The sequence below is a fragment of the Bacillus sp. FH genome (assembly GCF_052216825.1).
In the GTDB taxonomy this organism is placed as follows: Bacteria; Bacillota; Bacilli; order Bacillales; family Bacillaceae_G; genus Bacillus_A; species Bacillus_A paranthracis.
Genome location: NZ_JBQOUU010000001.1, coordinates 1,546,009 through 1,570,246, shown reverse-complemented (window position 1 = coordinate 1,570,246; position 24,238 = coordinate 1,546,009). Strand labels below are relative to the sequence as shown.

Annotated in this window: 28 protein-coding genes; 19 read left to right on the top strand and 9 right to left on the bottom strand. The window is 35.3% G+C overall.

Going from position 1 to position 24,238, the window contains the following annotated elements; translation table 11 throughout:
* The first annotated feature begins 75 nt into the window (after positions 1-75).
* From ACTT1L_RS08370 to ACTT1L_RS08335, 8 genes are all read left to right on the top strand, one after another.
* Positions 76-303 (top strand): YrhC family protein, encoded by a 228-nt coding sequence (locus ACTT1L_RS08370; protein ID WP_000661441.1) that lies wholly within the window; start codon positions 76-78, stop codon positions 301-303.
* Between the two features lie 157 nt (positions 304-460).
* Positions 461-1,408: a helical backbone metal receptor gene (locus tag ACTT1L_RS08365; protein WP_061132125.1), complete on the top strand. Its 948-nt coding sequence runs from the start codon at positions 461-463 to the stop codon at positions 1,406-1,408.
* A 5-nt stretch (positions 1,409-1,413) separates the two neighbouring features.
* Positions 1,414-2,442, top strand: a complete 1,029-nt coding sequence (locus ACTT1L_RS08360) for a FecCD family ABC transporter permease (RefSeq protein ID WP_000445967.1) — start codon at positions 1,414-1,416, stop codon at positions 2,440-2,442.
* Entirely contained in the window at positions 2,429-3,247 is an 819-nt protein-coding gene (locus ACTT1L_RS08355; RefSeq protein ID WP_000626533.1) for an ABC transporter ATP-binding protein, read from the top strand. The genes ACTT1L_RS08360 and ACTT1L_RS08355 overlap by 14 nt, the downstream gene beginning before the upstream one ends.
* A complete protein-coding gene (locus tag ACTT1L_RS08350) occupies positions 3,214-3,612 on the top strand; it encodes an ankyrin repeat domain-containing protein (protein WP_001258470.1) in 399 nt (132 codons plus the stop codon). Before ACTT1L_RS08355 ends, ACTT1L_RS08350 begins: the two co-directional genes overlap by 34 nt.
* A 272-nt stretch (positions 3,613-3,884) precedes the next feature.
* Positions 3,885-4,424 (top strand): GNAT family N-acetyltransferase, encoded by a 540-nt coding sequence (locus tag ACTT1L_RS08345; RefSeq protein WP_442821965.1) that lies wholly within the window; start codon positions 3,885-3,887, stop codon positions 4,422-4,424.
* A gap of 56 nt (positions 4,425-4,480) precedes the next feature.
* Positions 4,481-4,939: a GNAT family N-acetyltransferase gene (locus tag ACTT1L_RS08340; RefSeq protein WP_000276116.1), complete on the top strand. Its 459-nt coding sequence runs from the start codon at positions 4,481-4,483 to the stop codon at positions 4,937-4,939.
* Positions 4,940-5,050: 111 nt separating this feature from the next.
* Positions 5,051-5,428 (top strand): MaoC/PaaZ C-terminal domain-containing protein, encoded by a 378-nt coding sequence (locus tag ACTT1L_RS08335; RefSeq protein ID WP_000025011.1) that lies wholly within the window; start codon positions 5,051-5,053, stop codon positions 5,426-5,428.
* Positions 5,429-5,457: 29 nt separating this feature from the next.
* On the opposite strand, the gene ACTT1L_RS08330 is transcribed toward ACTT1L_RS08335, so the two are convergent.
* Entirely contained in the window at positions 5,458-6,003 is a 546-nt protein-coding gene (locus tag ACTT1L_RS08330) for a helix-turn-helix domain-containing protein (protein WP_001020702.1), read from the bottom strand.
* A gap of 156 nt (positions 6,004-6,159) precedes the next feature.
* Here ACTT1L_RS08330 and ACTT1L_RS08325 point away from each other — a divergent pair, with 156 nt between their 5' ends.
* A complete protein-coding gene (locus ACTT1L_RS08325) occupies positions 6,160-6,564 on the top strand; it encodes a DoxX family protein (RefSeq protein WP_001071557.1) in 405 nt (134 codons plus the stop codon).
* 21 nt (positions 6,565-6,585) lie between these two features.
* On the top strand, positions 6,586-7,443 hold the full coding sequence (locus tag ACTT1L_RS08320) for a VOC family protein (protein ID WP_000009821.1): 858 nt from the start codon (positions 6,586-6,588) through the stop codon (positions 7,441-7,443).
* Positions 7,444-7,459: 16 nt separating this feature from the next.
* Here the strand turns inward: ACTT1L_RS08320 and ACTT1L_RS08315 are convergent, their stop codons facing one another.
* The 3 genes from ACTT1L_RS08315 to ACTT1L_RS08305 form a co-directional block, all read right to left on the bottom strand.
* Entirely contained in the window at positions 7,460-7,774 is a 315-nt protein-coding gene (locus ACTT1L_RS08315) for a 4a-hydroxytetrahydrobiopterin dehydratase (protein WP_000979545.1), read from the bottom strand.
* Entirely contained in the window at positions 7,755-9,509 is a 1,755-nt protein-coding gene (locus ACTT1L_RS08310) for an aromatic amino acid hydroxylase (RefSeq protein ID WP_098672150.1), read from the bottom strand. Before ACTT1L_RS08310 ends, ACTT1L_RS08315 begins: the two co-directional genes overlap by 20 nt.
* Before the next feature lie 191 nt (positions 9,510-9,700).
* Complete coding sequence (locus ACTT1L_RS08305) at positions 9,701-12,454, bottom strand: S8 family serine peptidase (protein WP_442821866.1); 2,754 nt, start codon at positions 12,452-12,454, stop codon at positions 9,701-9,703.
* Positions 12,455-12,682: 228 nt separating this feature from the next.
* Between ACTT1L_RS08305 and ACTT1L_RS08300 the strand changes: the two genes are divergently transcribed.
* Positions 12,683-13,915, top strand: a complete 1,233-nt coding sequence (locus ACTT1L_RS08300) for an eIF2A-related protein (RefSeq protein WP_442821865.1) — start codon at positions 12,683-12,685, stop codon at positions 13,913-13,915.
* Positions 13,916-13,963: 48 nt separating this feature from the next.
* Here ACTT1L_RS08300 and ACTT1L_RS08295 read toward each other — a convergent pair whose 3' ends face one another.
* Entirely contained in the window at positions 13,964-14,086 is a 123-nt protein-coding gene (locus tag ACTT1L_RS08295; RefSeq protein ID WP_000071861.1) for a DUF4023 domain-containing protein, read from the bottom strand.
* A 70-nt stretch (positions 14,087-14,156) separates the two neighbouring features.
* The gene (locus ACTT1L_RS08290) at positions 14,157-14,495 is read right to left on the bottom strand and encodes a phosphoglycerate mutase (protein WP_442821864.1); all 339 of its coding nucleotides are present in this window, start codon (positions 14,493-14,495) and stop codon (positions 14,157-14,159) included.
* Between the two features lie 170 nt (positions 14,496-14,665).
* Here ACTT1L_RS08290 and ACTT1L_RS08285 point away from each other — a divergent pair, with 170 nt between their 5' ends.
* The 3 genes from ACTT1L_RS08285 to ACTT1L_RS08275 all read left to right on the top strand — a co-directional run bounded on the left by ACTT1L_RS08285 (position 14,666) and on the right by ACTT1L_RS08275 (position 16,588).
* Positions 14,666-15,268, top strand: coding sequence for a histidine phosphatase family protein (locus tag ACTT1L_RS08285; RefSeq protein ID WP_442821863.1), 603 nt, complete (start codon positions 14,666-14,668; stop codon positions 15,266-15,268).
* A gap of 18 nt (positions 15,269-15,286) precedes the next feature.
* Entirely contained in the window at positions 15,287-15,823 is a 537-nt protein-coding gene (locus tag ACTT1L_RS08280; RefSeq protein ID WP_442821862.1) for a delta-aminolevulinic acid dehydratase, read from the top strand.
* A gap of 264 nt (positions 15,824-16,087) precedes the next feature.
* Positions 16,088-16,588, top strand: a complete 501-nt coding sequence (locus ACTT1L_RS08275) for a DoxX family protein (RefSeq protein ID WP_442821861.1) — start codon at positions 16,088-16,090, stop codon at positions 16,586-16,588.
* Between the two features lie 36 nt (positions 16,589-16,624).
* Here the strand turns inward: ACTT1L_RS08275 and ACTT1L_RS08270 are convergent, their stop codons facing one another.
* Positions 16,625-17,509 carry an alpha/beta fold hydrolase gene (locus ACTT1L_RS08270; protein ID WP_263703802.1) on the bottom strand — a complete coding sequence of 295 codons (885 nt, stop codon included), beginning with the start codon at positions 17,507-17,509 and terminating at the stop codon, positions 16,625-16,627.
* Between the two features lie 15 nt (positions 17,510-17,524).
* Entirely contained in the window at positions 17,525-18,358 is an 834-nt protein-coding gene (locus ACTT1L_RS08265; protein WP_074543037.1) for a GNAT family N-acetyltransferase, read from the bottom strand.
* A gap of 261 nt (positions 18,359-18,619) precedes the next feature.
* Here ACTT1L_RS08265 and ACTT1L_RS08260 point away from each other — a divergent pair, with 261 nt between their 5' ends.
* Complete coding sequence (locus ACTT1L_RS08260) at positions 18,620-20,005, top strand: alkaline phosphatase (protein WP_000714927.1); 1,386 nt, start codon at positions 18,620-18,622, stop codon at positions 20,003-20,005.
* Positions 20,006-20,059: 54 nt separating this feature from the next.
* A complete protein-coding gene (locus ACTT1L_RS08255) occupies positions 20,060-20,527 on the top strand; it encodes a hypothetical protein (protein ID WP_001201015.1) in 468 nt (155 codons plus the stop codon).
* Between the two features lie 54 nt (positions 20,528-20,581).
* Here the strand turns inward: ACTT1L_RS08255 and ACTT1L_RS08250 are convergent, their stop codons facing one another.
* Complete coding sequence (locus ACTT1L_RS08250) at positions 20,582-21,232, bottom strand: GTP pyrophosphokinase (RefSeq protein WP_000456216.1); 651 nt, start codon at positions 21,230-21,232, stop codon at positions 20,582-20,584.
* Between the two features lie 352 nt (positions 21,233-21,584).
* Here ACTT1L_RS08250 and ACTT1L_RS08245 point away from each other — a divergent pair, with 352 nt between their 5' ends.
* The 3 genes from ACTT1L_RS08245 (at position 21,585) to ACTT1L_RS08235 (ending at position 24,205) form a co-directional block, all read left to right on the top strand.
* Complete coding sequence (locus ACTT1L_RS08245) at positions 21,585-22,208, top strand: nitroreductase family protein (protein ID WP_001008505.1); 624 nt, start codon at positions 21,585-21,587, stop codon at positions 22,206-22,208.
* Between the two features lie 144 nt (positions 22,209-22,352).
* Positions 22,353-22,502, top strand: a complete 150-nt coding sequence (rpmG, locus tag ACTT1L_RS08240) for a 50S ribosomal protein L33 (protein WP_001265617.1) — start codon at positions 22,353-22,355, stop codon at positions 22,500-22,502.
* Positions 22,503-22,711: 209 nt separating this feature from the next.
* Complete coding sequence (locus ACTT1L_RS08235; RefSeq protein WP_061132135.1) at positions 22,712-24,205, top strand: YcdB/YcdC domain-containing protein; 1,494 nt, start codon at positions 22,712-22,714, stop codon at positions 24,203-24,205.
* The last annotated feature ends 33 nt before the right edge of the window (positions 24,206-24,238 follow it).

Here is a 24,238-nt window from a genome sequence, read left to right as displayed (position 1 = left end):
TCCCAGAATGGCTGTATTTACTTGTCTTTAAGTTTAGTAGAATATGATACAGTGAAATGGAGGAGTGAGAATATAATGAAAGAATTACAAGAGAAAATAGAAGATTATACTCGGTTCGGACAAATTCTTCTCGCTGTAAGTACATTGTTAATGGTTGGCTTATTGATTCCAAATGGAGCAAAAGAAACGATACAATTTTTTGTTATGATGGGGAGCATCGTTATATTTTTAAGTTTATCTTTCTTTTTCTTTCAGCGTGTGAAAGTGATGCGAGACAAGTTAGAGGGAAACGAATGTGAATAATATTGATAAATAGTGCGTTACAAAAAGAAGGAATCTTTTTGTAACGCTTTTTGTTTTTTTCTAGAAAATGTATGTGTTTCATATTGACAATGATAATCCTTATCAATTAAAGTAGAATAGTAGTTAATGATTATCATTATCAATTAGAGGTGGGAGAATGAAAAAATCTATTACGCTATTTACAGCGATTTTATCTATTTTTTTCTTATTAATAGGTTGCAGTGCAAAGGGAGACGAAAAAGCAGCGGCAACAAAAACAGAAAAAGGAAAAGAGAAAATAGAAGTTACCGACCTGTCAGGAAGAAAGGTAATATTCGATAAAGTGCCAGAGAGTTTTGCAACATTAAGTATGGGAGACATGAATATTATTCATGCTTTAGGCGGAAAAATAGTGGGTCGTCCGGATGCAAAAATAACTCTTCCAGAGGATATAAAGAAAGTACAAGTAATCGGAAATGCACATCAGCCGAATTTTGAGCAAATTGCCAGCTTAAAGCCCGATGTACTTATTGCTAATAATGGGTTCCAAAAGAATGTTCCAACGGTTGAAGGGCAAGGAACGAAAGTAATGATTTCTTCTACGAATTCTGTACAAGATATTCTAAAGAATATTGAACTATACGGAACGATAATGAAAAAAGAAGATAAAGCAAAAGAACTTAACCAAAAAATTACGAATCAAATGAAGACATATGAGAAAAAGAGTGATGTGAAAGCATTGCTAGTGTATGGAGCACCTGGTACTTATTTAGCAGCATTACCAACTTCTTTATCAGGTGATATTTTAGAGAAAACAGGTGGGAAAAATATTGCCGCTGATTTTCCAGAAATGAAGGAATATCCGCAATATGCACAGCTAAGTGTAGAACGCATTATTGAGGCGAATCCTGATGTGATTTACTTAATTACACATGGAGATCCAAATAGCGTTAAAAAAGCATTTGAAGGTGAAATGATGAAAAATGAAGCGTGGAAAAATTTAGATGCAGTAAAACAAAATCGCGTAGTTATTTTGCCACCAGGCTTATTTGGATCAAATCCTGGAACAAAAGTTACAGAAGCGATGGACTTTATGTATAAAAGTATACAAGATGTAAGGAAATGATAAGTATGGAAAGTAGTGAAGTAGTAAGGGAAAAGGAACATCCTTTTGCGAAAAAAAGATGGATCATAGCAGTTACCTTAGTTGTATTAACGGTTTTATGTCTTTTTTACGGTCTTTTCGCAGGAAGCCTATCCTTTTCTTTACGAGATATTGTAACAGGGATACAAGATGAAGGTTCGACAGTTCATCGAATTGTATGGGACCTTCGTATACCAAGAGTGCTCGTTGGATTTATAGTAGGAACATGTTTAGCTGCATCTGGCGCAATGCTGCAAGGGGTGATGAGAAATCCTCTTGCAGACCCTGGTATTATCGGGGTGTCATCTGGAGCAGGCCTTGTTGCAATTGTAATTATGATTTTATTCCCTCAGCATATGGCGTTTTTACCACTCGGTGCGTTTTTAGGAGCTTTCATAACGGCGATGATCATTTATGCTTTATCATGGCAAAAAGGGGCGCCACCTTCAAGAATTGTCTTAGTAGGTGTGTCAATTAATGCATTAATAGGTGCAGCGACGTCAGCATTAATGTTATTACATAGTGACAAAGTACAATCCGTGTTACCGTGGTTAGCGGGTGGTATTGGCGGTGTAAGTTGGGCACATTTAAACATGATTATTTATTATGCAATATTCGCTATTATACTGGCCTTCTTCGGTATCAAGCATATTCGAGTATTAATGCTTGGAGATGAAATGGCGAAATTATTAGGTCATAACGTGGAGAGAAGTCGTTTTTATTTAATAGTAGTAAGCACATTATTAGCTGGAATAGCAGTTAGTGTTTCTGGTCTTATTGGATTTGTCGGCCTTGTCGTACCACATATGTTACGTTTATTAGTTGGAAATGACTATAAATATTTACTGCCATTATCATGCCTTGGCGGAGGGATATTACTTGTTTTCGCGGATGCGATAGCTCGAAGTTGGTTTGATCCAATTGAATTGCCTGTCGGTATTTTATTATCCTTCTTAGGCGGTCCGTTCTTCTTATATTTAATTCATAGAGGGGGAAAACAGCGTGATTTCCGTTAATAAAGTGTTTTACGCACATTCTGAAAGATTTCAAATGCAAAATATGAATGTACATATTAAAGCTGGAGAAGTCGTTAGTTTGATTGGACCGAATGGATCTGGGAAATCTACGTTGCTTCGTTTAATAGCAAGACTACTTAAACAAAGCGAAGGGGATATCGTTTTAGATGGAAAAAGTATTCATACGATGAAAAGTGCCGATGTAGCGAAGCAATTAGCGATGTTACCACAAATGCATGATCATCAATTAGATTTAACAGTGAAAGAATTAATCGAATTTGGAAGAGGCCCTCATAAGTTATGGAGAGGTCGCTTAAATAAAGAAGATGAAGAAATTGTTGATTGGGCATTGTCTGTTACAAATCTTGAAGGGTATGAATATCGTCTTTTACAATCTTTATCAGGAGGGGAAAGACAACGCGCTTGGATTGCAATGACGCTAGCACAACGTACGAATGTCTTATTATTGGATGAGCCAACAACTTTTTTAGATATCGTTCATCAGTTGGAAGTAATGGAACTTGTGAAACGACTAAACGAGGAATTTGGCATGACAATTATAATGGTTTTACATGATATTAACCAAGCGGCTCAATATAGTGATCGTTTACTCGTATTAAAGCGAGGGAAGCTTCAGTATGATGGTATACCAGAAGAAGTGTTATGTCATGAAATGTTTCAACATGTATTTGGCATAGAGGTAGATATTTTTCAAGGAAGCGATAAGCCATTTTTTACACCGAAACGAATTTCTAAAAAAGGAGGAGCAAAATGCGAACAGAAGAACGTGTTACCACTGAGTTAGTAAGGGAATTTGTTATGGCAGCTCACGGAGATTTAGAAAAAGTACAAGAACTGTTGGCTGAATCGCCAAGTTTACTTCATGCTTCTTACAATTGGGGTGGATCAGATTGGGAAAGTGCGTTAGGAGCAGCGGCACATGTAGGGCGTAAAGATATTGCTCTTTACTTATTAGAAAAGGGTGCTCGAATGGATATTTTCGCGGCCGCTATGCTGGGGGAATTAGAAGTTGTACAAGCTATTTTAGTAGCACAACCAGAAGCATTACGTGCATCTGGTCCACATGGTATTTCTCTTCTGCAACATGCACGAATGGGTGGAGAAAAAGCACAGCGTGTATTTGACTACTTAACGGTGCTTTCTTACTGACCGCCAAAGTTCTTATGTGCGGTAAACTTTTCACTTTTATATAATTGGAAAGTTTACCGCCCGTTAGAACGGGATAAGTATCTAGTGTATTTGAAAATCCTACACCCCCCTCAATTGTAGTTTTCTTTATGCTAGTTATGATATGGATGCAGTAGACAATATTTGTCTACTGCCTTTTTTAATTCTTTTTAGATTGAATATTCTGTATTTCAATGTTAGTTCATTTATAATAGATAGTAACATTTAGTATGGATACAAGACGTGAGCGTGTAATGAAGTACAAATTCGTGGGAAGGAGTGCAGAAATGTTTCATACAGATCGTTTACAAATTCGCAAATATACAATGGATGATTTACAGTTCTACGCTTCACTATGGGGAAATGAGAAGGTAATGCGCTATATTGGAAATGGGATGTTAAAAACATATATGCAGTGTAAAAAAAGTTTGGAGGAGTGGGTGATTCCTAGCTATAAAAACGGTCTCGGTTTATTTGTATTGATTGAAAAGGAAACGGGAATACGAATTGGTCATGCAGGATTAGTAAAGCAGCAAATAGATGGAAAAGAGGAAATTGAAATTGGTTATTGGTTATTACCTCAGTATTGGGGAAAAGGGTATGCGAAAGAAGCAGCGGCAGCATTTCGAGATTATGGCTTCCAAGCGTTACGAATGAATAAATTAATCTCTCTTATTAATCCGGATCACCCCGCTTCAATCTTTGTTGCTAGAAAAACGGGGCTTAGTTATGAGAAAACAACTTCATTTCATGGGATGGATGTTCTCGTTTATTCCATTAGGCGCATTGGATGAAAAAAGGTGAATTGCATCTTTTGAAGAATGGTATATAAAAATAAAGGGGGGATTACATGTACATTTATCATAATGGACTTATTATTCGTGAGGGAACGAATGGTGTACCTGCATATGCAATTAAAACTTTATTCGAAGATGCCGGTTGGAGCAATGATAATATCCCTTCTTGGCAAATTGAAAAATTCACGATAGCATTTGAAAATTCAACATGGGCATTCACAATTTGGGATGAAGAAGAGATGATTGCGATGGTTAGAGTCATTTCTGATGGAATCATGGTCGCCAACATAGTAAATTTAGTTGTGAAATGTGAATATAGAGGGAAGGGACTAGGTAAGAAACTTGTTGCTCTTTGTTTGCAAAAATTGCCACATGGTGACTGGTTTGCGCATACTTCTGCGAGTAATTTTGATTTTTATAGAAGTTGTGGTTTTGAGGTGAGAGAGTTATCGAGAAATGGAACATGTGCGTACTATGGATATCAAATAGCTAAAAAAGAGGGGCACCGATAAGGAGAAAAAGTAGAACAGAAAAAGGCTTACTATTTTAATAATATAAACTGAACTAAGATTCATTTTATGATAAAATGAAAGAAAATTCTGTTTATTATTAGGGGGATAAAAATGAGTATAAAAGTTGGGGATGTATTTAAATACGAAAGAAGATTTACTGAGGAAGAGGTTTTTGAATTTGCAAATATTACAGGGGATAAAGGTAGGCATCATATGGAATATGATGAAAATGGACGTTTAATGGTTCATGGTTTATTGACTGCTAGTATTGGAACGAAAGTAGGCGAAGAATTACATTACATAGCAAGAGAATTAGTAAGTGAGTTTATTAGACCAGTTTTTACAGGAGATACGATCACTTGTGAATTAACTTTAACGAATGTTGAACAGATGGAAGGATACAAAAAGGTTTCAATCGAGTCAGTTTATCGTAATCAACACGAAAAGACTGTACTAGTTGGGACAAGCTATGGAGTTATAAGAGGATAAAAAGAAGCCTGATTTACAGGCTTCTTTTTTTAATAAACACGTTTTCGATTTTCTGCATGACTAGAGATGAGTAATAATGCAGTTTCTTCTCCTATATTACGAACGATATGAGGAACACATGCATTCCAGGAGAAAGAATCTCCTTCTTCTACAATTGCAACATCTTCTCCATGTTGAACTTCTAGTTTTCCGCGTAATACAAGGTGACATTCTTCTCCTTCATGGGCATTTGGTGTGTTTTCTTTCGGAAACCCAGCAGGAATTTCTACGAGATTGAGGCGAAGGCCACCTTGCTCTGCAACATGTTCAATTCTTTGTTCATCTTTTCCGTATACACTATATTTACGCTCTACCTTTTTGACAACTTTCAATCGATCTTTTTGTTCTAACAATAAATAGGGAAGAGGAACGTTTAAAAAATTGGAGATTGTTTCTAAAGTTGAGATAGATGGTGATGTTTTATTATTTTCAACCTGACTCATAAACCCTTTAGAAAGACCTGTTCCCTCACAAATTTGTGCAATTGTTATGCCTCTACGTTGACGAATTTCACGTATTGCAGAACCAATATTCATAAAATCAAGCTCCTTTTTATAAACAACTATTTGTATCATAGCAAAAAAAATATATATTTTCCCAGTGAAAATGAATTGACGAATAAAAAAAATTAGTGTATGTTTTGTAATGTAAATAAAAGTTTTGTATAAGAAAACTATAAAGGAGAGAAGGAAATGAATCAACATATTGGTAACTTAATTATTCGTATCGTGTTAGGGGTAACGTTCTTTATGCACGGTTTAACAAAATTCCAATCGGGAATTGACAATATTGCAGGGTGGTTCACAAGCATTGGTTTACCAGGAGGACTTGCATACGGTGTAGCAACAGTTGAATTAGTTGGCGGTCTATTATTAATTCTAGGTTTAGGTGTAAGATATATTGGATTATTATTTGCACTAGTTATGGTTGGAGCAATTGTAAAAGTAAAATGGTCAGCTGGTTTATTAGGAGATGGAAAAAATCCTGGTTTCGAATTAGAGCTTGCATTGTTAGCAATGGGTGCGTACTTATTTGTTGCGAAAGCGGATGGTTTTGTAGATAATTTCTTAAAAGAGAAAATGTCAAAGAAGAACTAATTTAAATGGGAGGCTAACAAGATGAGTTTTCAACTTCATCCCGATACAACACTTGATGTTGTTCATTTATATGTATCAAATATAAAGAAATCACTAGAGTTTTATACAGAAGTACTACGTATGAAAGTGCTAAAAGAAGATGAAATGGTCGTTACATTTGGGAATGAAAATAACGAACCACTCCTTATCATTGAAGAAAAGAAAGAAGCCTTACCAAAGCAAAGAGGGAGAACGGGTTTATATCATTACGCAATTTTATTACCGAGCAGACAGGATTTAGCGAATATCCTTCGTCATCTTGTAGAAATGGTATATCCACTGCACGGCGGAGCTGACCATTACTTTAGTGAGGCCCTTTATTTAGCTGATCCAGATGGAAACGGGATTGAAATTTATCATGATCGTCAAAAAGAAGTTTGGCGTGATGAGAATGGAGAGCTACCATTTGTTAGTAACCCGTTAGCTGGTGAAGAATTATTACAGCAAGGAAGTAAATGGAGTGGGTTTCCAGCTGGTACTGTGATGGGACATATTCATTTCCATGTAGCTGATTTGGAAGAAGCGAAACGTTTCTATGTGGATGGTCTTGGCTTTGAAGTAACGATCCCAGCCCGTAATGGGGCGCTCTTTGTATCGGCAGGCGGCTACCATCACCATATCGGTTTAAATACGTGGCAAGGTGAAGGAATACTACCGCAAATGCCAAATTCTGTTGGCTTGAAATATTTCACAATTGTACTAGCAGATGAAAAACAAAAAGAGCAAGTATGTGAAAGCTTAAAAAATATTGGCAAGATTGCTACGTACAAAGATGGAATATTACAAGTAGAGGATCCATTTGGACATTGTATCCATTTCAAAATAAAAGGAGAAGCCTAATAAAGGCTTCTCTTTTTTACTTTCTTATAATGGCTTTTTCATTTTGGACAAATAGTTCATCAAATTGCTTCGCAAGCTCAAAATCGAGTTTCGTTAAACCTTTTGCATTCCAAGATGACAAAGTAATAATGACTGCTTTATACTGGATAAGGATGAATGGGTGGTGATTATGTTCTTCTGATAGTTTGGCGGCTTCAGAGACAAATTCGACTCCTTTTAAGTAGTCGGAAAACATATATTTTCTTTCAATCCATTTTTCATCTTTTACTACCCATTTATCTAACCTCAATAATTCTTCTTGAACTTCCTCTTCAGTTAATCGTAGCATCATTTTTCACATCCTTTACTGGAAGTAGCGTAAGACCATTGTTAATAAGACGTGTTACAGCTTCATCCGTTGTGAAAGTAGAAAGTTGTTGTAATAATGCTGCTGATGTTTCGTGCCCTTTGTTATGCTCTAAAAGCAATTCTAATATTTCAAGGCGAAGTAACCATTCTTTCGGATACAATTTATTTAATACTTCTTGAATTGCTACTAATTGCTCGATATGCGCGTCGTGTAAAATACCTTCATTTCGGATATCGCGAACTGTTTGATACATACGTTCAAGTTCATTCAGTACAAGTGGAGCAGGAATTTCTTGGATTTCTTCATCCATTGGGAAAAATGCTGCAGCATCTGCGGCACCTGGGAATACCGAAGTGATTGTTGAACCAACAGCCATATCAAATGCGCCCCATGAAGCATCAAATAAAACGCGGTCGTTATAAGTAACTGTACAATTGATAAAGGAAATAAGAGCGATTTTATTATTGTTTTTTACAATATCTGTTACTGTTCCTTTTACATGAATACCACTTGCAAAAGTAAACTCAGCAACATTTCCAATTGTAATTCCTAATGATTGTAATTGTTCATCTGTACAATTTTCTAATGCAATATTTTCAGTGAGTAATCCAATTGGTGTTCCAAACCCGTCACTGTGTACAGACGTAGAATGATTCGCTAGCTGTTTATTGTGAATTGCTAATGCTGTTGGCGAGCTCGTTCGCATGTAAATCAATTCACCTGCATCGTTTTCAATTGTCTCGGTAAATGTACCTGTAATTTGTAAGCCGCTATTTAATTCAGCAGTTGCATGATTTTCAGAGCGAATTGCTTTTTCTAATCCTTCTTTACCACCTGTTTTAAAGGCCATCGTTTCAGAGAATTTCTCAAGTGCTTCTGTTAATTCTTCAAATGATTCACAAACAAATAGTTGTGGTTGCATTTTTGTTACGTCATAAGTTGTACTTGTACATGCCTCTATAGAGAATGGAACCTTTTCTACAGCGTCTGTTAAGCAATATTTGCTTTCGCCAACAGAAGAAAGGAGACCAGCACCATATATTTTTGGAGCATCTATATTTCCAATTAATCCATATTCTACTGTCCACCAGAAAAGACGTGAAATTTGTTCCGCTTCTGATAAGCCAGAAACTAACTTTTGTTTTTCAAGTACATTATTCTCAGCAGCTGTAACTTCATCAGGAGTAGAAGTAGGGCTTTCTTTTACAATTGTTAATGTACGAACAGCTTCGAATGCATCATGTTCTTCTTTTGTTGAGAAAGCTTTTGCACCAATTTGTCCAAATCGTTTCACATATTTTGCATATGTAGGATCAAGTAAAATAGGTGCGTGTCCTGCAGCTTCGTGTACAATATCTGGAGCTGGTGTATACTCGATATTCTCTACCTTGCGAATATCTGTTGCGATTGGTAGCAATCCGTGCCCTTGAAAATCGAAAAATGCGACGCCAGGAATAAGTCCGTCAATCGTTACAGCGCCCCAGCCGCTTGGCGCCAAACATTCATTCATTTCTTCTACCTTTGGAATTGCATCTATATTAATACCAGATGATTGTAGTCCGTTCACATAGGCTGGATGAGCAACGTCTTTTAAGAAGCTATGATTTTGTCTCATAATGTAACGCCATACAGCGTGGTTCACCGGTGTGTATTGATCATAATGCTGTGTGGATACGAATGGTTTTAAATGCGATGGAATTTCTGTTTTCTTTGTCATTTAGACATCCTCCTTTTTTAAAATAAAATTAAGTATCGGTTTCGTATAGATTGTATCACCCCCTTTCAAAATTGTAAGCGCTTATAAAATTTTATCATAAGATTCGGAATTATTTAATATTTGTTTCTGTGAGAAATAGAAAAAGCCCCTATCGGAAAATCCGATAGGGGCGAAAGAATCGGGTTACTACCTTATTTCACATCTAAATCAACATTTAAATTAGATGTATTTCCAGCTGCATCTGTTGCTACAATGTGAATTGTATTTTTACCTTCTTGTAATTGAGTACGATCTAAATAAATGCCGTAATTTTTCTCCCAAGGATTTAGGAATGCACTTTCCCATACACCATTTCCGTTGATTTCATACTGTAGTCTCACTGGAATTCCAGGTGCTACCCAACCAGATTCTGTCATCCAATCTAGTAAGATATCATCCACTTTTCCTGTGATTACAAGGTTTTCTTGGTCAATTTCGTATGTTAACTTAGGTGCAGTTCGATCCAGAAATACAGCAGCAGTTTGTTTTGTTTCCCCACCAGAATTAGAGGCAACTGCTTCGATTTGGTATAGACCGTCAGCTAACGGAGTACCATCTGCTTTTGTACCATTCCATTTGAAAGGTTTGTATCCAGCTGTTTCATTTTTAGCTTGATGGATAATCCCTTGGTACGTTACACGTTCTTTTGTAACTAAATTTGCGTGCAATGTTACATCATCCACAGGTGCAACTAAATAGTAGTTGATGAGATTATCGTCTAATATTTGGTCACCATTTGGACTAAATGTAGAATTAATAATTTCGAGTCCATCTATACGTTTGTAATCTTTAGGATCGATACTAAATGTAAATGGAATGCGAGTTTCTTCCTTCTTACCTTGTTCTTTTATATACACATTTCCAGTATAGACACCTTGGGGTAGCGAACTATCGACAGTGATAGTAAATGGTTTTTCGGTACTACTATTCGGCTGTATGCTAATCGATGAAGGTACAGAAGTTTTTACTTTTGTTTTTGTGTTTGTATCTAGCAATTCCACACGAGTTGAAAAACTTTTCTTTTTACTAGATAGATTTTGTAACGTAATATTTTGCGTCAGTTTTACTTTCCCACTGTTTGGCTTAATAAGACCGAAGCTCATATTGTTAGGTTTGACTAATACATCTGTTTGAGCTGCTTTCGGGATGTTAATTAAACCAGACCCTTGTGTCATAATAGGATATGTATTTTCATTCACATCTTTTAAAGTTTTTGCGGTATTGGCAAGGGATGCTTTTAATTGCTCTGTCGTCCAATCAGGATGCATTTGACGCAAGAGGGCAACCGCTCCAGCTACTTGTGGAGCAGCCATACTTGTACCATTATGAGATTCATAGCCGCCTCTCGGTACTGTACTCGTAATTTGTACGCCAGGTGCAATTATATCTGGTTTTATAAGCCAACTTCCTTGTGACGGACCTCTGGAACTGAAGTTAGCAATCAATTCGGTTGGATTTGGTTGACCAATTTTTATATTTTTCTTACGCTTTGTAATTAAGTTTTTCAACTCTTCACCGTTTACATTGGATAGTTGCATAACTGGAAGGGCTAGGTTTTCACGTGTAAAGTATTCAGGCATAATATTGATTTCTTTTTCTATAGAAATGAATAGTACACCAATTGCACCAGCTTGCTTCGCTTGTTCAGCTTTTACTAACGTGCTAGAAGTACCTTGTAAAACAAGTGCAAATTTTCCTTTCACATCTTGTTTTGCATAATCGCTTGGATTACCATAGCCAACATATACAAGTGGAGAATCATTTCCTATTGGGAAATCTGATTTTGATAACGGTAATCCTTGGTATGTTTTGCTGGAACCAGCTACTTGGAATGTTGGAAACGGAATAGAAACTGTAGATGCTCCAACTGATATCACGCTACTTGCATTTCCAGGTGCATCAACAGACCAAGGTTTTGGACCATCATTTCCATTGGAAACGACTGCAGTAACCCCAAGCTTTGCTGCACGTTCTAACGTTAAAGTTACAGGCTGATCAGGTACATTTAAATCTTGTCCAAGGGATAGATTTAACACATCAGCACCATCTTGAATTGCTCGTTCAATACCTTGAATAATATCATCTGTTGTACCAGTACCACCGTCATTCATGACACGATAAGCTAAAATAGAAGCATTCGGAGCAACGCCTTTAATTTTTCCGTTACCAGCAATAATTCCAGCTACATGAGTACCATGTACGTTACCATCCATTGGATCATTATCTTCATCAACTGTGTCGTATCCACCGATATAATTTGCTTTTAAGTCAGGGTGTGTATAGTCTACACCAGAGTCGATAATCGCTACTTTCATACCTTTTCCATCAAGCGGTTTGCCAGATGGGTCTTTTAAATTCCATGCTTCAGTTGCACCAATTGTTGGTCCGCCGATATTTGGTGCTTCTTCATTAGTAGTACTTTTTGATGTTTCATGTAATTTATATGTTAAGTTCGGATAGACTGCTTTTACTTCAGGTAAAGAAGCAAGAGCGGTAATTTGATCTCCAGGAACTGAAATAGAGAATCCAGAAAATAACGTATTATACACTTCTTTAATTTTTGCACCAGGTGCTTTTTCTTTTATTTTCTTAGTTGTATCTTCTTGTGCTTTTTTAAGCTCGGTATGATAAGACTGTGCATGATTATTTTGTAAATCTGGAGCATGCTGAATGTTACTTTGTGAAGCGAGTGGAGCATGTTGCAATTCTACAATGACAGAAATTTCTTTTGATGTTTTTGTTTCAACATTTTGCGCAATTTTGTTTTCTCCCCATTGTTCAATGTTCGTTTTTAACTGTGGACTAAATTGCTTCTCCTTTTGTAGCGATTCAGCATGTGCGCTTAAAGCTCCAAAACTGGAAAAGACGAGCGCCATACTTAATAGTGTAGATGTAGTTTTTTTCATTGAAACTTCCCCTGATAAAAAGTGCTAATATTCCGAAAAAACATCTTACAAATTGATCTCGAATTACATAATCGGATGTTAGCTAAACTATATTTTCGACATAATTCATACCAATCCTCTATGAATTTAAAATTTCTTGGGAAATTTTTTCTGATTATGTCGAATAGGTATTTTTTACATATTGTAGGTGGACATTGAGGAATGCTATGAGGGGAATGGAGGGGTGTTATGAAACGGTTCATAGTAAGCGTTGGTACAATGTTAGTCGTATTTTTATGTTCAACTATTAATAGTAGCGCAGAAAATAATGAATTTAAAATTGCTTTTATTCGTCATCATGACCTCTGGATTAAAGTTGATGGAAAAGAAAAGCAACTTACAAAAGGAGAGTATATAACAGGGCCAAAGTGGTCTCATGATGGAGAGTGGCTGGCATATGTAAAAGGAAAGAAACAAAGTAGTCTTGAGTTATATTGGCTGAAAGATGGAAAGAAAGTTACGCCGTTTCACTCAGAAGCATCGAATTATCAATGGTCACCAAAAGAAAATATAATTGCATTTGTATTTGCGGATACATTAAATACGTTTGATGCCCAAAAAAAGAATACAGATTTTGAAAATGTATCGGCAGGTGTAGGAGATTATGCATGGTACCCTGATGGAAAGAAGTTTTTTGTATCTTCTGAGGCACACTTGCTTCCAACGGGATGGACAGGAGCACAGCTATATGAAGTACAAAAAGATGCCCATATGAACCCTCATAAAATGAAACATTTGTATGCATTGCCAAATGAACATGATGATTTCCTAGCATTAGTTGCAAGTGGCTTTCAGTGGTCGCCAGATCAAAAGTGGATTTCATTTTTAGCAGTACCGACAGCTTCATGGTCAGCTGATAGCAATACGCTTTGCTTAGTTCGTGCAGATGGCAGTCGTTTTGAAAAGGTAGATCAAATGTTATTAAACACACAATGGTTCAAATGGGCGCCAGCCAACAATATATTGGCCTATATTGAAGGGAGCGGAAGAGTTGCGTTAGAGAATAAACATTTAAAAGTAAAAGAATTGCCAGCACTTCAGCAGAACACATTTACGCCGCAAGGATATGTTGATTGGGATTTTGCATGGAAGAACGATAACGTAATTATCGTCTCTCGAGCAAAAGAGGGAGGATTTGAAACATTGCCAGAAAAAAGGCCACTACCATCTTTATATGAGGTTGATAGTACAAGCAATGTACAGCATCGAATCACAAAGCCACCTCATAAGCAGGGTGATTATCATCCAATCTTTATGAAGAAGAGCAATCAATTAATATGGATACGTTCAGACCGTAAGAAAGCGGATGTATGGCTTGCTCATAAAGATGGAAAGCATGAAATGAAGTGGATTGAAAATATAGATGTACCAGAGTGGTATTATGAGAAATGGAATTGGGGAAATGTTATATCGGTGAAATAACAATAAAAAAATCTGCCTAAAAGATAATTTTAAGCAGATTTTTTATTATTATTTATGTGTTTTATTTGGCTTTTTTTTCGCTGGGTTTCCGTTCCCTTGACGTTTTCTATTTTGTTCATCTTTTGCTTGTTTTTCATGCAGTGTATCTAAAAAGTCATTCGAGTTACTCATTTTTCTATCGCTCCTTTCATCTTGTCCTAATTACTATAACCATTTAGGAGGATAATCATGAGATAAAAAGTTAAGCGCTTAGTTTTCTTTGATAGTATACGTAAAATATGCCATACGTAATAAATAATATAAATAAAATTTGTAACTCTACATTTTCTTTTAAAATAGTTGCGACAGAAGTTGGTAAGTATGGTGATGTATTACTCGTTTCTATACCTAACCATTTGTTTAAGAGATTAATGGTACAAAACATAAAAACACCGGACCAGCTTGCAATAATTGCCTTTTGCTTAATTTTTGTTTCGCGTTCATCATCTGTAATCCAAGGGTTAGCAGTTTTATCACTGCTAAAAAATCCGTTTATATATCCCCATATAATCATGCCAATTAAGATAGTTAGCCATTTCATATGCATGTTTCTCCTCTCTCTTGTAAAAAGTATTTTACACATATAATTGTAATGTTTTCCAAATCGTTGTGTCAAATGTTTTTTACATATCGATGTTTCATATAGCAGGAATAAAGGATGGAATAGGGAAGGAATATGTAAGAGGATTTTATAGTGAGAGGAGGATGGGGATGAAACTCATCTTTGTTCGGCACGGTGAAGGAGAACATACAAAAGATTCGCCATCAAGTTTACAAGTGCCTCATCCACCGTTAACGGATGAGGGAAGGAATCAGGCTAAATTACTTCAATGCAATGTACCCTTGCAAGAAACGGATATATTAATTGCTAGTCCTACAATTAGAACTTTACAAACGGCAACAATATGGAGTGCGAAAGTAGCTTGTCAAAAAATTGTCCACCCATATGTATCCCCACGTATTTTTCCTTATCGAGAAGGAGCGACAACATTACCATGTGATCACATAGTAGATCAGGGGGTAATAACAAATTTATTTCCACATTTTTTGATAGAGAAAAGTACAAATAAACAGCTATGGACGGAAGGCATAAATACTATTTCAGAAAATAGCTTTCAGCGAATAGTAGAGGAATTTCTTCTTTGGTGTTATGAACTGGGCGCTGAAAGAATTTGCATTGTATCTCACGACGGGACAATTACTGCGTATCGGCAATATTTACAAAAAGTCGTTTTAACTAGAGCTGATTTTTTGCAAGAAACGGGTATATATGAAATGGATGTATCCCTTAAAATTTTGATTGAGGAGATCTAATTATAGGATGGTGGGTGTATGTGGAATGTTGCACTAGTAGTTGGCTTTAATTCTGATTTAGAGGCACAATCAATCCGAGCATCACTTGAATACTTTGGGGCGAAAGTTATAACGTACTGGATTGGTAGACCGAAAGAATTCATCGACATTCTTTCTGGAAAGGGTTTATATAACGATATTAATTATGTCGTCTTTTGCTTTCATGGTGAGGAAGGAAAGTTTGTCATGGAAGAGTTAGGTGAAGATATATATGAACAAGATGAACCGAGAGGATACTTTGGTGCAGAAGAAATTTATAAATATGCAAAATTGCATAATACAAATATTGTAAATAGCGGGTGTACGTTAGGGGAACAAAAACTAGCAGAATCTTTCTTACGTAGTGGTGCGAAATCGTATATTGGATCGATAGATTATGTAGATGGAAATGCAGCACTTATGTTTACTATACGCTTATTTTATGGGGTTATTAACCATGGGAAAGCGTTAGAAGAAGCGTTTCAAGAAGCGAGTTTAATTGATGAGGAGACACGTACATTTCGATTATATAAGTAGTGTGAAACACGTTTATTCTATATTCGAATAAATGTGTTTCACATTTAACTCACATTTTTTTTACAATTTTTTCAATGAAAATGATTATCACCTGTGGTATGATATGTTCAAGTTTTTACAGGTAATAAAAGTTACTATATAAACGTTAGTTTTTAATGTTTCCTACACATGTCACGGATTATTCATAATTAACGTTTGAAAAATAAGTAACTAATGTTATTATATTACCTGTAACTAACTTAATTACAACTTTAGGAGGAAGATATGGTTATTCAATTTTTAAGAGAAAACAAAGCAGTTTCTTTTGTATTAGCAGTAATTCGAGTATATCTTGGTTACACATGGTTAATGGCTGGAATCGGTAAACTACAAGGAAAAGGATTCGATGCAACGGGTTATTTACAAGGTGCAATTGAAAAATCTAAAGGAGCACAACCGGCTGTTCAATCTTGGTGGGCATCATTTTTACAAGATTTCGCAATTCCAAACGTTGATCTATTTAATACACTTGTAACGTGGGGAGAAATTTTAGTCGGAATTGGTTTAATTGTAGGCTGTTTAACAAAAACAGCGGTCTTTTTCGGTCTTGTAATGAACTTTTCCTATATGTTTAGTGGGCCAATTGGTGTGAATCCTGAAATGGTTATTCTATCAATGTTCGTTCTAGTTTCTGGTATGAATGCTGGTAAATTTGGAATAGATGGTTTCGTTATTCCGAAAGTATTAGGTTCAAAAACTCAAAAACGCCAAAAGCAAGCTGCTTAATATATGAAAGCGGGTATCTCAAAATGAGATACCCGTTTATTTTTCAGTTATTATAGGGTTTTTGCCAAAGAAATCTTTCACATACCCTACAAACTCCTGTGGTTCCTGACGAAATGGTGCGTGATAACCTTTTTCGATAATATGGAAAGTGCTATTTTTTAAGAATTGATGATACGTTTCTCCTTCTTTCCACGAAACGCTACTATCATTTCTTCCCCATATAATTAAGGTCGGTTGTTTTATTTCATTTGCGTTGATTTGAAGACGTCTAGGCCATAATTTCATTTTATTGTAATGTTCTTCATCATTACGTTTAAATTTCACTTTGCTCTCATCATAATCTGCAATGGCAGAAACGGTATTTAAATCAGTCGACAACTGTGGTCTTGGTGATCCTTGTTTATTAACGAGTGTATGAGGACCGCCCGTAGCATCAGTTAAAATAAGGTGGGTAACGGCTTCTGGATATAAATATGTTAAATTAAGAGAAATTTCTCCGCCCATTGAGTGGCCCAATATTGCAAACGAATCGTAACCTAGTTTTTTCATTAATTTATAATACAAATTTGCATGGGTTGGGAAAGAATAATAAAAATCCATCGGCTTAGATGAGCGCCCGAATCCTAAAGCATCTACAGAAATAATTGTATGATCTTTTGCTAAGTCTGAGTAAATCTTTTGAAAACCATCTGACGATCCTCCAAATCCATGGATCATAAGTAAAGGTGGTTTTTCATTGCCAATCTTTTTGAAGTAAATGGTTTGACCATCTATTTCTACCATTTTTTCCTCGGTAGCTAGTTTTGCTGTAAGTGTATTTTTAACTTGTTTTACTTGTTCTACTGGCTTTTCTGCTGCACTACATCCTACTAATAGTGTAAGAGTAAGACAACCTACCATAAAATAGCTAAATCGCTTCAATTAGGTGTCCCCTTTCTAACATAACGCTGTATCTATCATAGCAAATAGCATATTACGATTTCCAGGAAGTTTGCTACCATTTTTTATCATAAGAGGTGAAAGGAGCGTTTCTTGGAAATTTTCTATTTGAAGAAATTTGCGAAATGAAAATTGTGAATGTGGGACATCAATTCTTACTGTGCCATTCCAACATTCACATATGTTTTGTAGTAATTGAATAGCATCTTCTTCTCGTTTGGCGATAAGTGGATTGATACATAATATACTATCTTTTTGTATGCATAAGGAAAAAGCTTCTATACAGTTATGTCTCTCAATTTTAAAAGAGTGGCTCGTTCTTGGTAATAGTAATGAATAAAGTAAAGAACGATCGGCACCAGTTGTAATTTGATCGAAGGAAATAAGCGATATAAGATCTTTTTCTTTTACTTGTTTTGTATGAGTGATATGTGTCTTAGTAGTTTGTTTTTCAAAACGATGAATCGTCGTTACTGTTTGAAATCCGCATGATGTATACAGAGGCTCGCCAGCTTTTGTTGCAATAAGTGCAATTGGTTGTTTTGTAAGAGTGTGTTCTAAGCAGTGATTAAGCAAAATACGCCCGATGCCTCGGCCTTGAAAATGAGGATGGACGATTAACATGCCAATAGTAGAAAAACTTTCTTTAAAAGGAAAGACTCCTCCAGCTGCAATCAGTTTATTTTCATGCATATAACCGACAAGTGTACCGAGAGAAAGATACATTTCGAATTGTTTTTTCATAAATGCTTTATTTTGTAACCATCCAATAGCTTTACAAAGGTCGAGTAAATCAAAAATAAAAGATTCATCAAGCTTTATTATTTTCATAAATGCTCACCACATTTCTATTAATTTTCATAAAAGTAGATGGAAAATGTTAAATAAGAGATTTACGTTAAATGAAATCCAACTTGTTTATATTTTGATTGTAAAGGTGAAGATGGTTGATATGAAAAGACAAACTTATACAAATTATAACTGATATTTACATAAGTTAACAAAAAATTTACATATAACTAATTTTCTCTTAATAGTCTTCTATTAAATTTGATAGTGGGAAATGAATAACCTAATTAGGGGGACAAGACAGTGAAAAAGTTTGTGAAAAAAGCATGGCCATTTGCAGTTGTGGCATCATTAGCAGTTACTTCGGTAGCAACATGGAATTTTACACGTTCTAGTGAAGTGAGTGCAGATGAGAACGGAAGCAATGCAAAGATTAAAAATGTCATTGTATTAATTGGGGATGGTATGGGCCCTTCATATATGACAGCTCATCGTTATATGAAAGATAATCCAAAAACTTTTGAGATGGAATCTACAGAGTTTGATAAACATCTTGTAGGAACACAAAAGACATATCCAGAAGATGAACATGAAAATATCACAGACTCTGCATCTGCAGCAACAGCTATGTCAGCAGGAATTAAAACATATAATGCGGCAATTGCAGTTGATAATGATAAAGCAGAAGTGAAAACTGTTCTTGAACAAGCGAAAGAAAAGGGGAAATCAACAGGACTAGTTGCTACTTCTGAAATTACACATGCAACACCAGCTGCTTTCGGTGCGCATGACATTAGTCGTAAAAATATGGACGCAATTGCAAATGATTATTTTGATGAGAAAATTAAAGGGAAGCATAAAGTAGATGTTATGCTTGGCGGCGGCGTAAAAAACTTTGTTAGAAAAGATCGCAATCTTACAGAAGAATTTAAGAAATCTGGTTATAGTTACGTAACAGATCGAGATCAATTGTTAAATGATAAAAATGATCAAATTCTTGGTTTATTTGCACCAGGCGGTTTAGATAAAATGATTGACCGCAATGAGAAGACACCTTCATTAGAAGAAATGACAAATGCAGCAATTGAGCGTTTGAACAAAAATAAAAAAGGTTTCTTCTTAATGGTTGAAGGAAGTCAAATTGACTGGGCAGGACACGATAATGATATCGTTGGTGCAATGAGTGAAATGGAAGACTTTGAAAAAGCATTTAAAGCTGCGATTGAGTTTGCGAAAAAAGATAAAAATACGTTAGTTATTGCAACGGCAGACCACGCTACTGGTGGATTATCTTTAGGTGCAAATGGTGAGTATAACTTTAAAGTAGATCCAATTAAAGCTGCAAAACGCACACCAGACTTTATGGCAAATGAGATTGCAAACGGTGCAAATGTAGAAGAAACATTGAAAAAATATATTGATTTACAATTAACACCTGAAGAAATTAAAGCGGTAAATGATATTGCTCCTTCAAAAGATGTAACAAAGATTGATAATGCGATTGAAGATATTTTCAATAAGCGTTCGGTTACAGGATGGACAACAGGTGGACATACAGGAGAGGATGTAAACGTATATGCATTTGGTCCTGGTAAATACTTGTTCTCTGGCGTTCAAGAGAATACAAATATCGCGAAACGTGTCTTTGATATTGTTGGCGGTGGCGACCCGAATAAAGGAAGACGCTAATTATAAACGAAAGTGAGGCGAAATGCCTCACTTTTCTTTTTAGGAGATGGGAAGATGAGAGCTTTTTTCAGGGGGATAGGACCCTTTCTAATAGGTGTATTATTGCTAGTTGGATGTCAATCCAAAGAGAATCAGATAGAACAAAAAGCTACTACTACAAAAGCTGAGGAAAAGGTACAAATAACGAAAGAAGAAGAGAAATCGATTCAAGATGTTATGGATAAATTTGTAAGGACAACAAATGAAAAAAATCTTGCTGAACATATAGAATTATTTTCAAAGAAGATGCCTAGTGCCGAAGACTTAAAAACGCAAAAAGAAGCAGCTTTTCAAAAGGGAAATAAGAAAATTGAATTGGAACATATAGACATAAAAGCTAGTAAAGCAGGGTATGTTGTTGTTGAAACAAAAGAAAAGGAAATAGATGGAGAAATCACTCTTCAGAAAAAAGTACAGTATGCACTTGGAAAAGAAGAGGATGGCTGGAAAATTGAAGAGGTTCGCACGATAGAGAAGAAATAAAGTGAAATTTTCCGTAAATAGCGCAAAAAGGTTCTCATTGGCGAGAACCTTTTTTTATAGTGGTAACATAATTTGATCTGAGCATGCTTCGATATCATCAATATCTTGGCGAATGGTTGCCATTTTATTATCAAGATCCTCAGCTTTCATTGCGGCATCATGTAGTTCATCTTTTAAATAATCAGGTATTTTCCCTTCATATTTATAATAAAGTTTATGTTCTAAACTTGCCCAAAAGTCCATTGCGAGCGTACGTAACTGAATTTCTGCAAAGACTTCTTTTGTACCAGAATTCAGTGATAAAGGATATTTAATAATCATGTGTAAACTTTTATATCCATTTTGTTTTGGATTAGCGATATAATCTTTTACCTCTATGATTTCCATATCTTCACGCTTTTGAATGACTTCTTTCAAATGATAGATATCTTCTACGAAGCAACATGTAATACGAATGCCAATGATGTCTTGTAAATGCGTTTGCGCATTTTCAACTGTCGGTAATAAATTTTTACGCTCAAGTTTTTTAATAATACTTTCAGGTTGTTTTAATCTTGTTTTTATATGTTCAAACGGGTTGTAATCCTCTAAAAATTGGGCTTCCCGGTTCATAATTTCAAATTTAGTTTTTAACTCTTCTAAAGCAAATGTATATGGTAGTACAAAAGCTTTCCAGTAGTTAACTGTTGATTGATTATATTCCATTTATATACACACCTTTTCCTATTTACAAGTGAGGTTGTTATTATACTAAACACCAAATCATGTAGGCGCAAGCAGCAAATGATGAGATCATAAAACGATATTTAGTTTTCATACTTTCAACTCCTTTCAAATAAAATTTTATATAAATAAACGTGATTGTTAATAAGTTCACTATGTACAGTTTCTATAGTAATAGATTCGTGTGAATTTCGTATGAACTAATTGTTTCAGCTTTTTGTCTTTTTTTTGCAAATCATCATTATTCTCGATAATTTAAAGTGTTTTTATTTGATTTATTCATTTGTATAAATTAATGTATATTTGAATTTATAGTTATTAAGGAGGCTATACGGTGAACTTTGAAGAATTAGCAATTGCTAGACGTTCTGCAATGAAATTTGTACAAGGAATAGAAATCCCAGATGAGGACTTTAAAAAAATATTTGAGCTCACAAAGCTTTCTCCATCTTGTTACAATTTGCAACATACACATTATGTTGTAATTCGTGATCAAGAGCGCAAAGAAAGATTAAAAGAGTTAGCCTTCGGACAATATAAAGTATCGAGTGCATCTGCGGTAATACTTGTTTGTGGTGACAAGAGAGCATACCAAAATGTCGAAAATATTTATTTCGGTATGAAGGTTTTAAAGATGATTGATGAATGTGAGTATGAAGATACAATTAAGCAAACGAAAGGGTTATATGAAGGAAAAGGAGAACGCTTCATGGAAGAGGAAGCGATTAGAAATGCTTCGCTAAGTGCGATGACTTTTATGTACGCAGCTAAGTATTATGGATATGATACGTGTCCAATGATCGGTTTTGATGAGAAAGCAGTACAAGGTGAATTGAATATGCCAGAGCATGTAGTACCTGTTTTAATGATTACGATAGGAAAAAGTGATACTACTAAAATTCGCCCACGAGGATATAGAAAACCAATTAGTGAGTTTGTTACATATGAGACATTTTAATACAAGGTATAGATTACTTAAATAAAAGGGTTCTATTTAGATCCCTTTTATTTTGCAATTGACAAATAGAATGAAGTTATATAATATATAAATCGTAATCATTACGATTTAGTTTGCGATCTTTAAAAGAAAGGAGAATTACATATGCGTGTAAATATTACACTAGCTTGTACGGAGTGCGGTGATCGTAATTATATTTCTAAAAAGAATAAACGAAACAATCCAGAGCGTATCGAACTAAAAAAATATTGTCCACGATTAAAGCGAGTAACGTTACATCGTGAAACGAAGTAGAAGACTAGAGATATCTCTAGTCTTTTTTCGTTTATCCCGCTATTTGCCGGGCAGTAAGACATTTACCTCAAAATTCAGCGAAAGCAAAGAAGGTAGGTGGGGGTCTTACTGCCCGTAAAATCCCGATTGGTGAGGGCTGATTAAAGTTTCACTTTATATTTCTTTTGTTTGTTATAATCACCTTAAATTGTAATAAAGGGAGCGGTATGATGAATCAAAAAGATAAAGAAAGAAAAGAGCAAGTGGCTCATATTATTAACATTCCAGATGATTATAGGCTTGTTGTAGATGATCAAGAAGGTGTGGATGACCCATATCATCTATTATGGTGGGAGCATAAAGCGGATGGGGAGAGAACGATACAGATTACGTTGAATAGACATACTGGTAATTTAATTGACTTTAGGATAGAGGATGAAAAAGCTTTTTCGAGCGGTAAGGAAGCGATAGAAGAGAATAAAGCAAGAGAGGTTGCAAATACATTCTTAAGAAAATATACAAAAGAAGGATATGAATTTTATACATATGTAACTGTTAAGGATGATTGGCGCGGTTGGAAAAAAGTAAATTATATGCAAGAAGTGAATGGCTATCCATTGCCGAATACGGGGTGTGTTGTGCTAGTACATCCATTAGGTGATGTGATGCATTTTCATTATAATGGACAAAAAGCTATCGAGAAAAAACCGTTATGGCCAAGTGATATTGTTGAGGAGAACGTCGTCTTAGAAAATTTGAAGGCTAGACAAGATATGAGACTTGCATTTGTAGATTTAACACACTCCTCATGTGAGTATGAAAATGGAGAAGAAGTAAAAGGGTACCATCTTGTATATGAACCAGATCCTAGCCATGCATGTATTGATGCAAGTACAGGTAAAGATTTATATGGGCCAGAACATTATAAATTACCGCCAACAGTAGTTGTTGAAAAAATAGAAGAAGGTAACCGGCAAGATGACATATTCGAATTATTTGACTGGGATAAAGAAAGTTTTGCAAAAGTAGATGAGACGGAAAATAATAATGAAATAAGGATGAAATTTGTTCCGAAAGAGGAATTACAAAAACAGAAAGAAGAAAAGAATTCATATTTAATGAATGAATTCTTTAAAAAGCATTTACCGATGCTGAAATATAATAATTTAGTTAGCGTTACAATTGATAAATTAACCAATGAATTAACTGGTTTTATAAAATTGACAGATGATAAAGAAGTAAAGCAAATACTGCCTAGAGAGGAATGTTTAAAAAAAGCACTTCAATTTTTGGAACAAGTTATTCCAGATATCACACAATATCTGCGTCTTTGGGAGGAACGTGAAGAAGCTGAAGATGGGATTGAAAGATTTATTTTTTCTGTATATATAAATGATATTCCGGCAGAGTATAACCAATTTATGATTAACATCAATACGGAAAACGGTGCTGTGATGCACTACTCTGGAGAGTCTAGCAAATTTATAAAAGAATTACTTACATACGAAACAACACCAAAAGTAACGAAAGAAGAAGCGTTAGAAATATACAGAGATGCTATCCGAGTTAAATTAGAATGGTCTATAGATCATGATGTAGAGGAAACGGTATATCAATTGCTGTATAAACAAATAACGGGTGAAAATTATAAAGAATTCTTCGACGGTAGTCGAGAAATTCGTTATATTGATGCGCATACTGGGGAGAAAATTTGGAGCAAGTAAAATAAAAAGAGTTATTTTTCAAAGAAAATAACT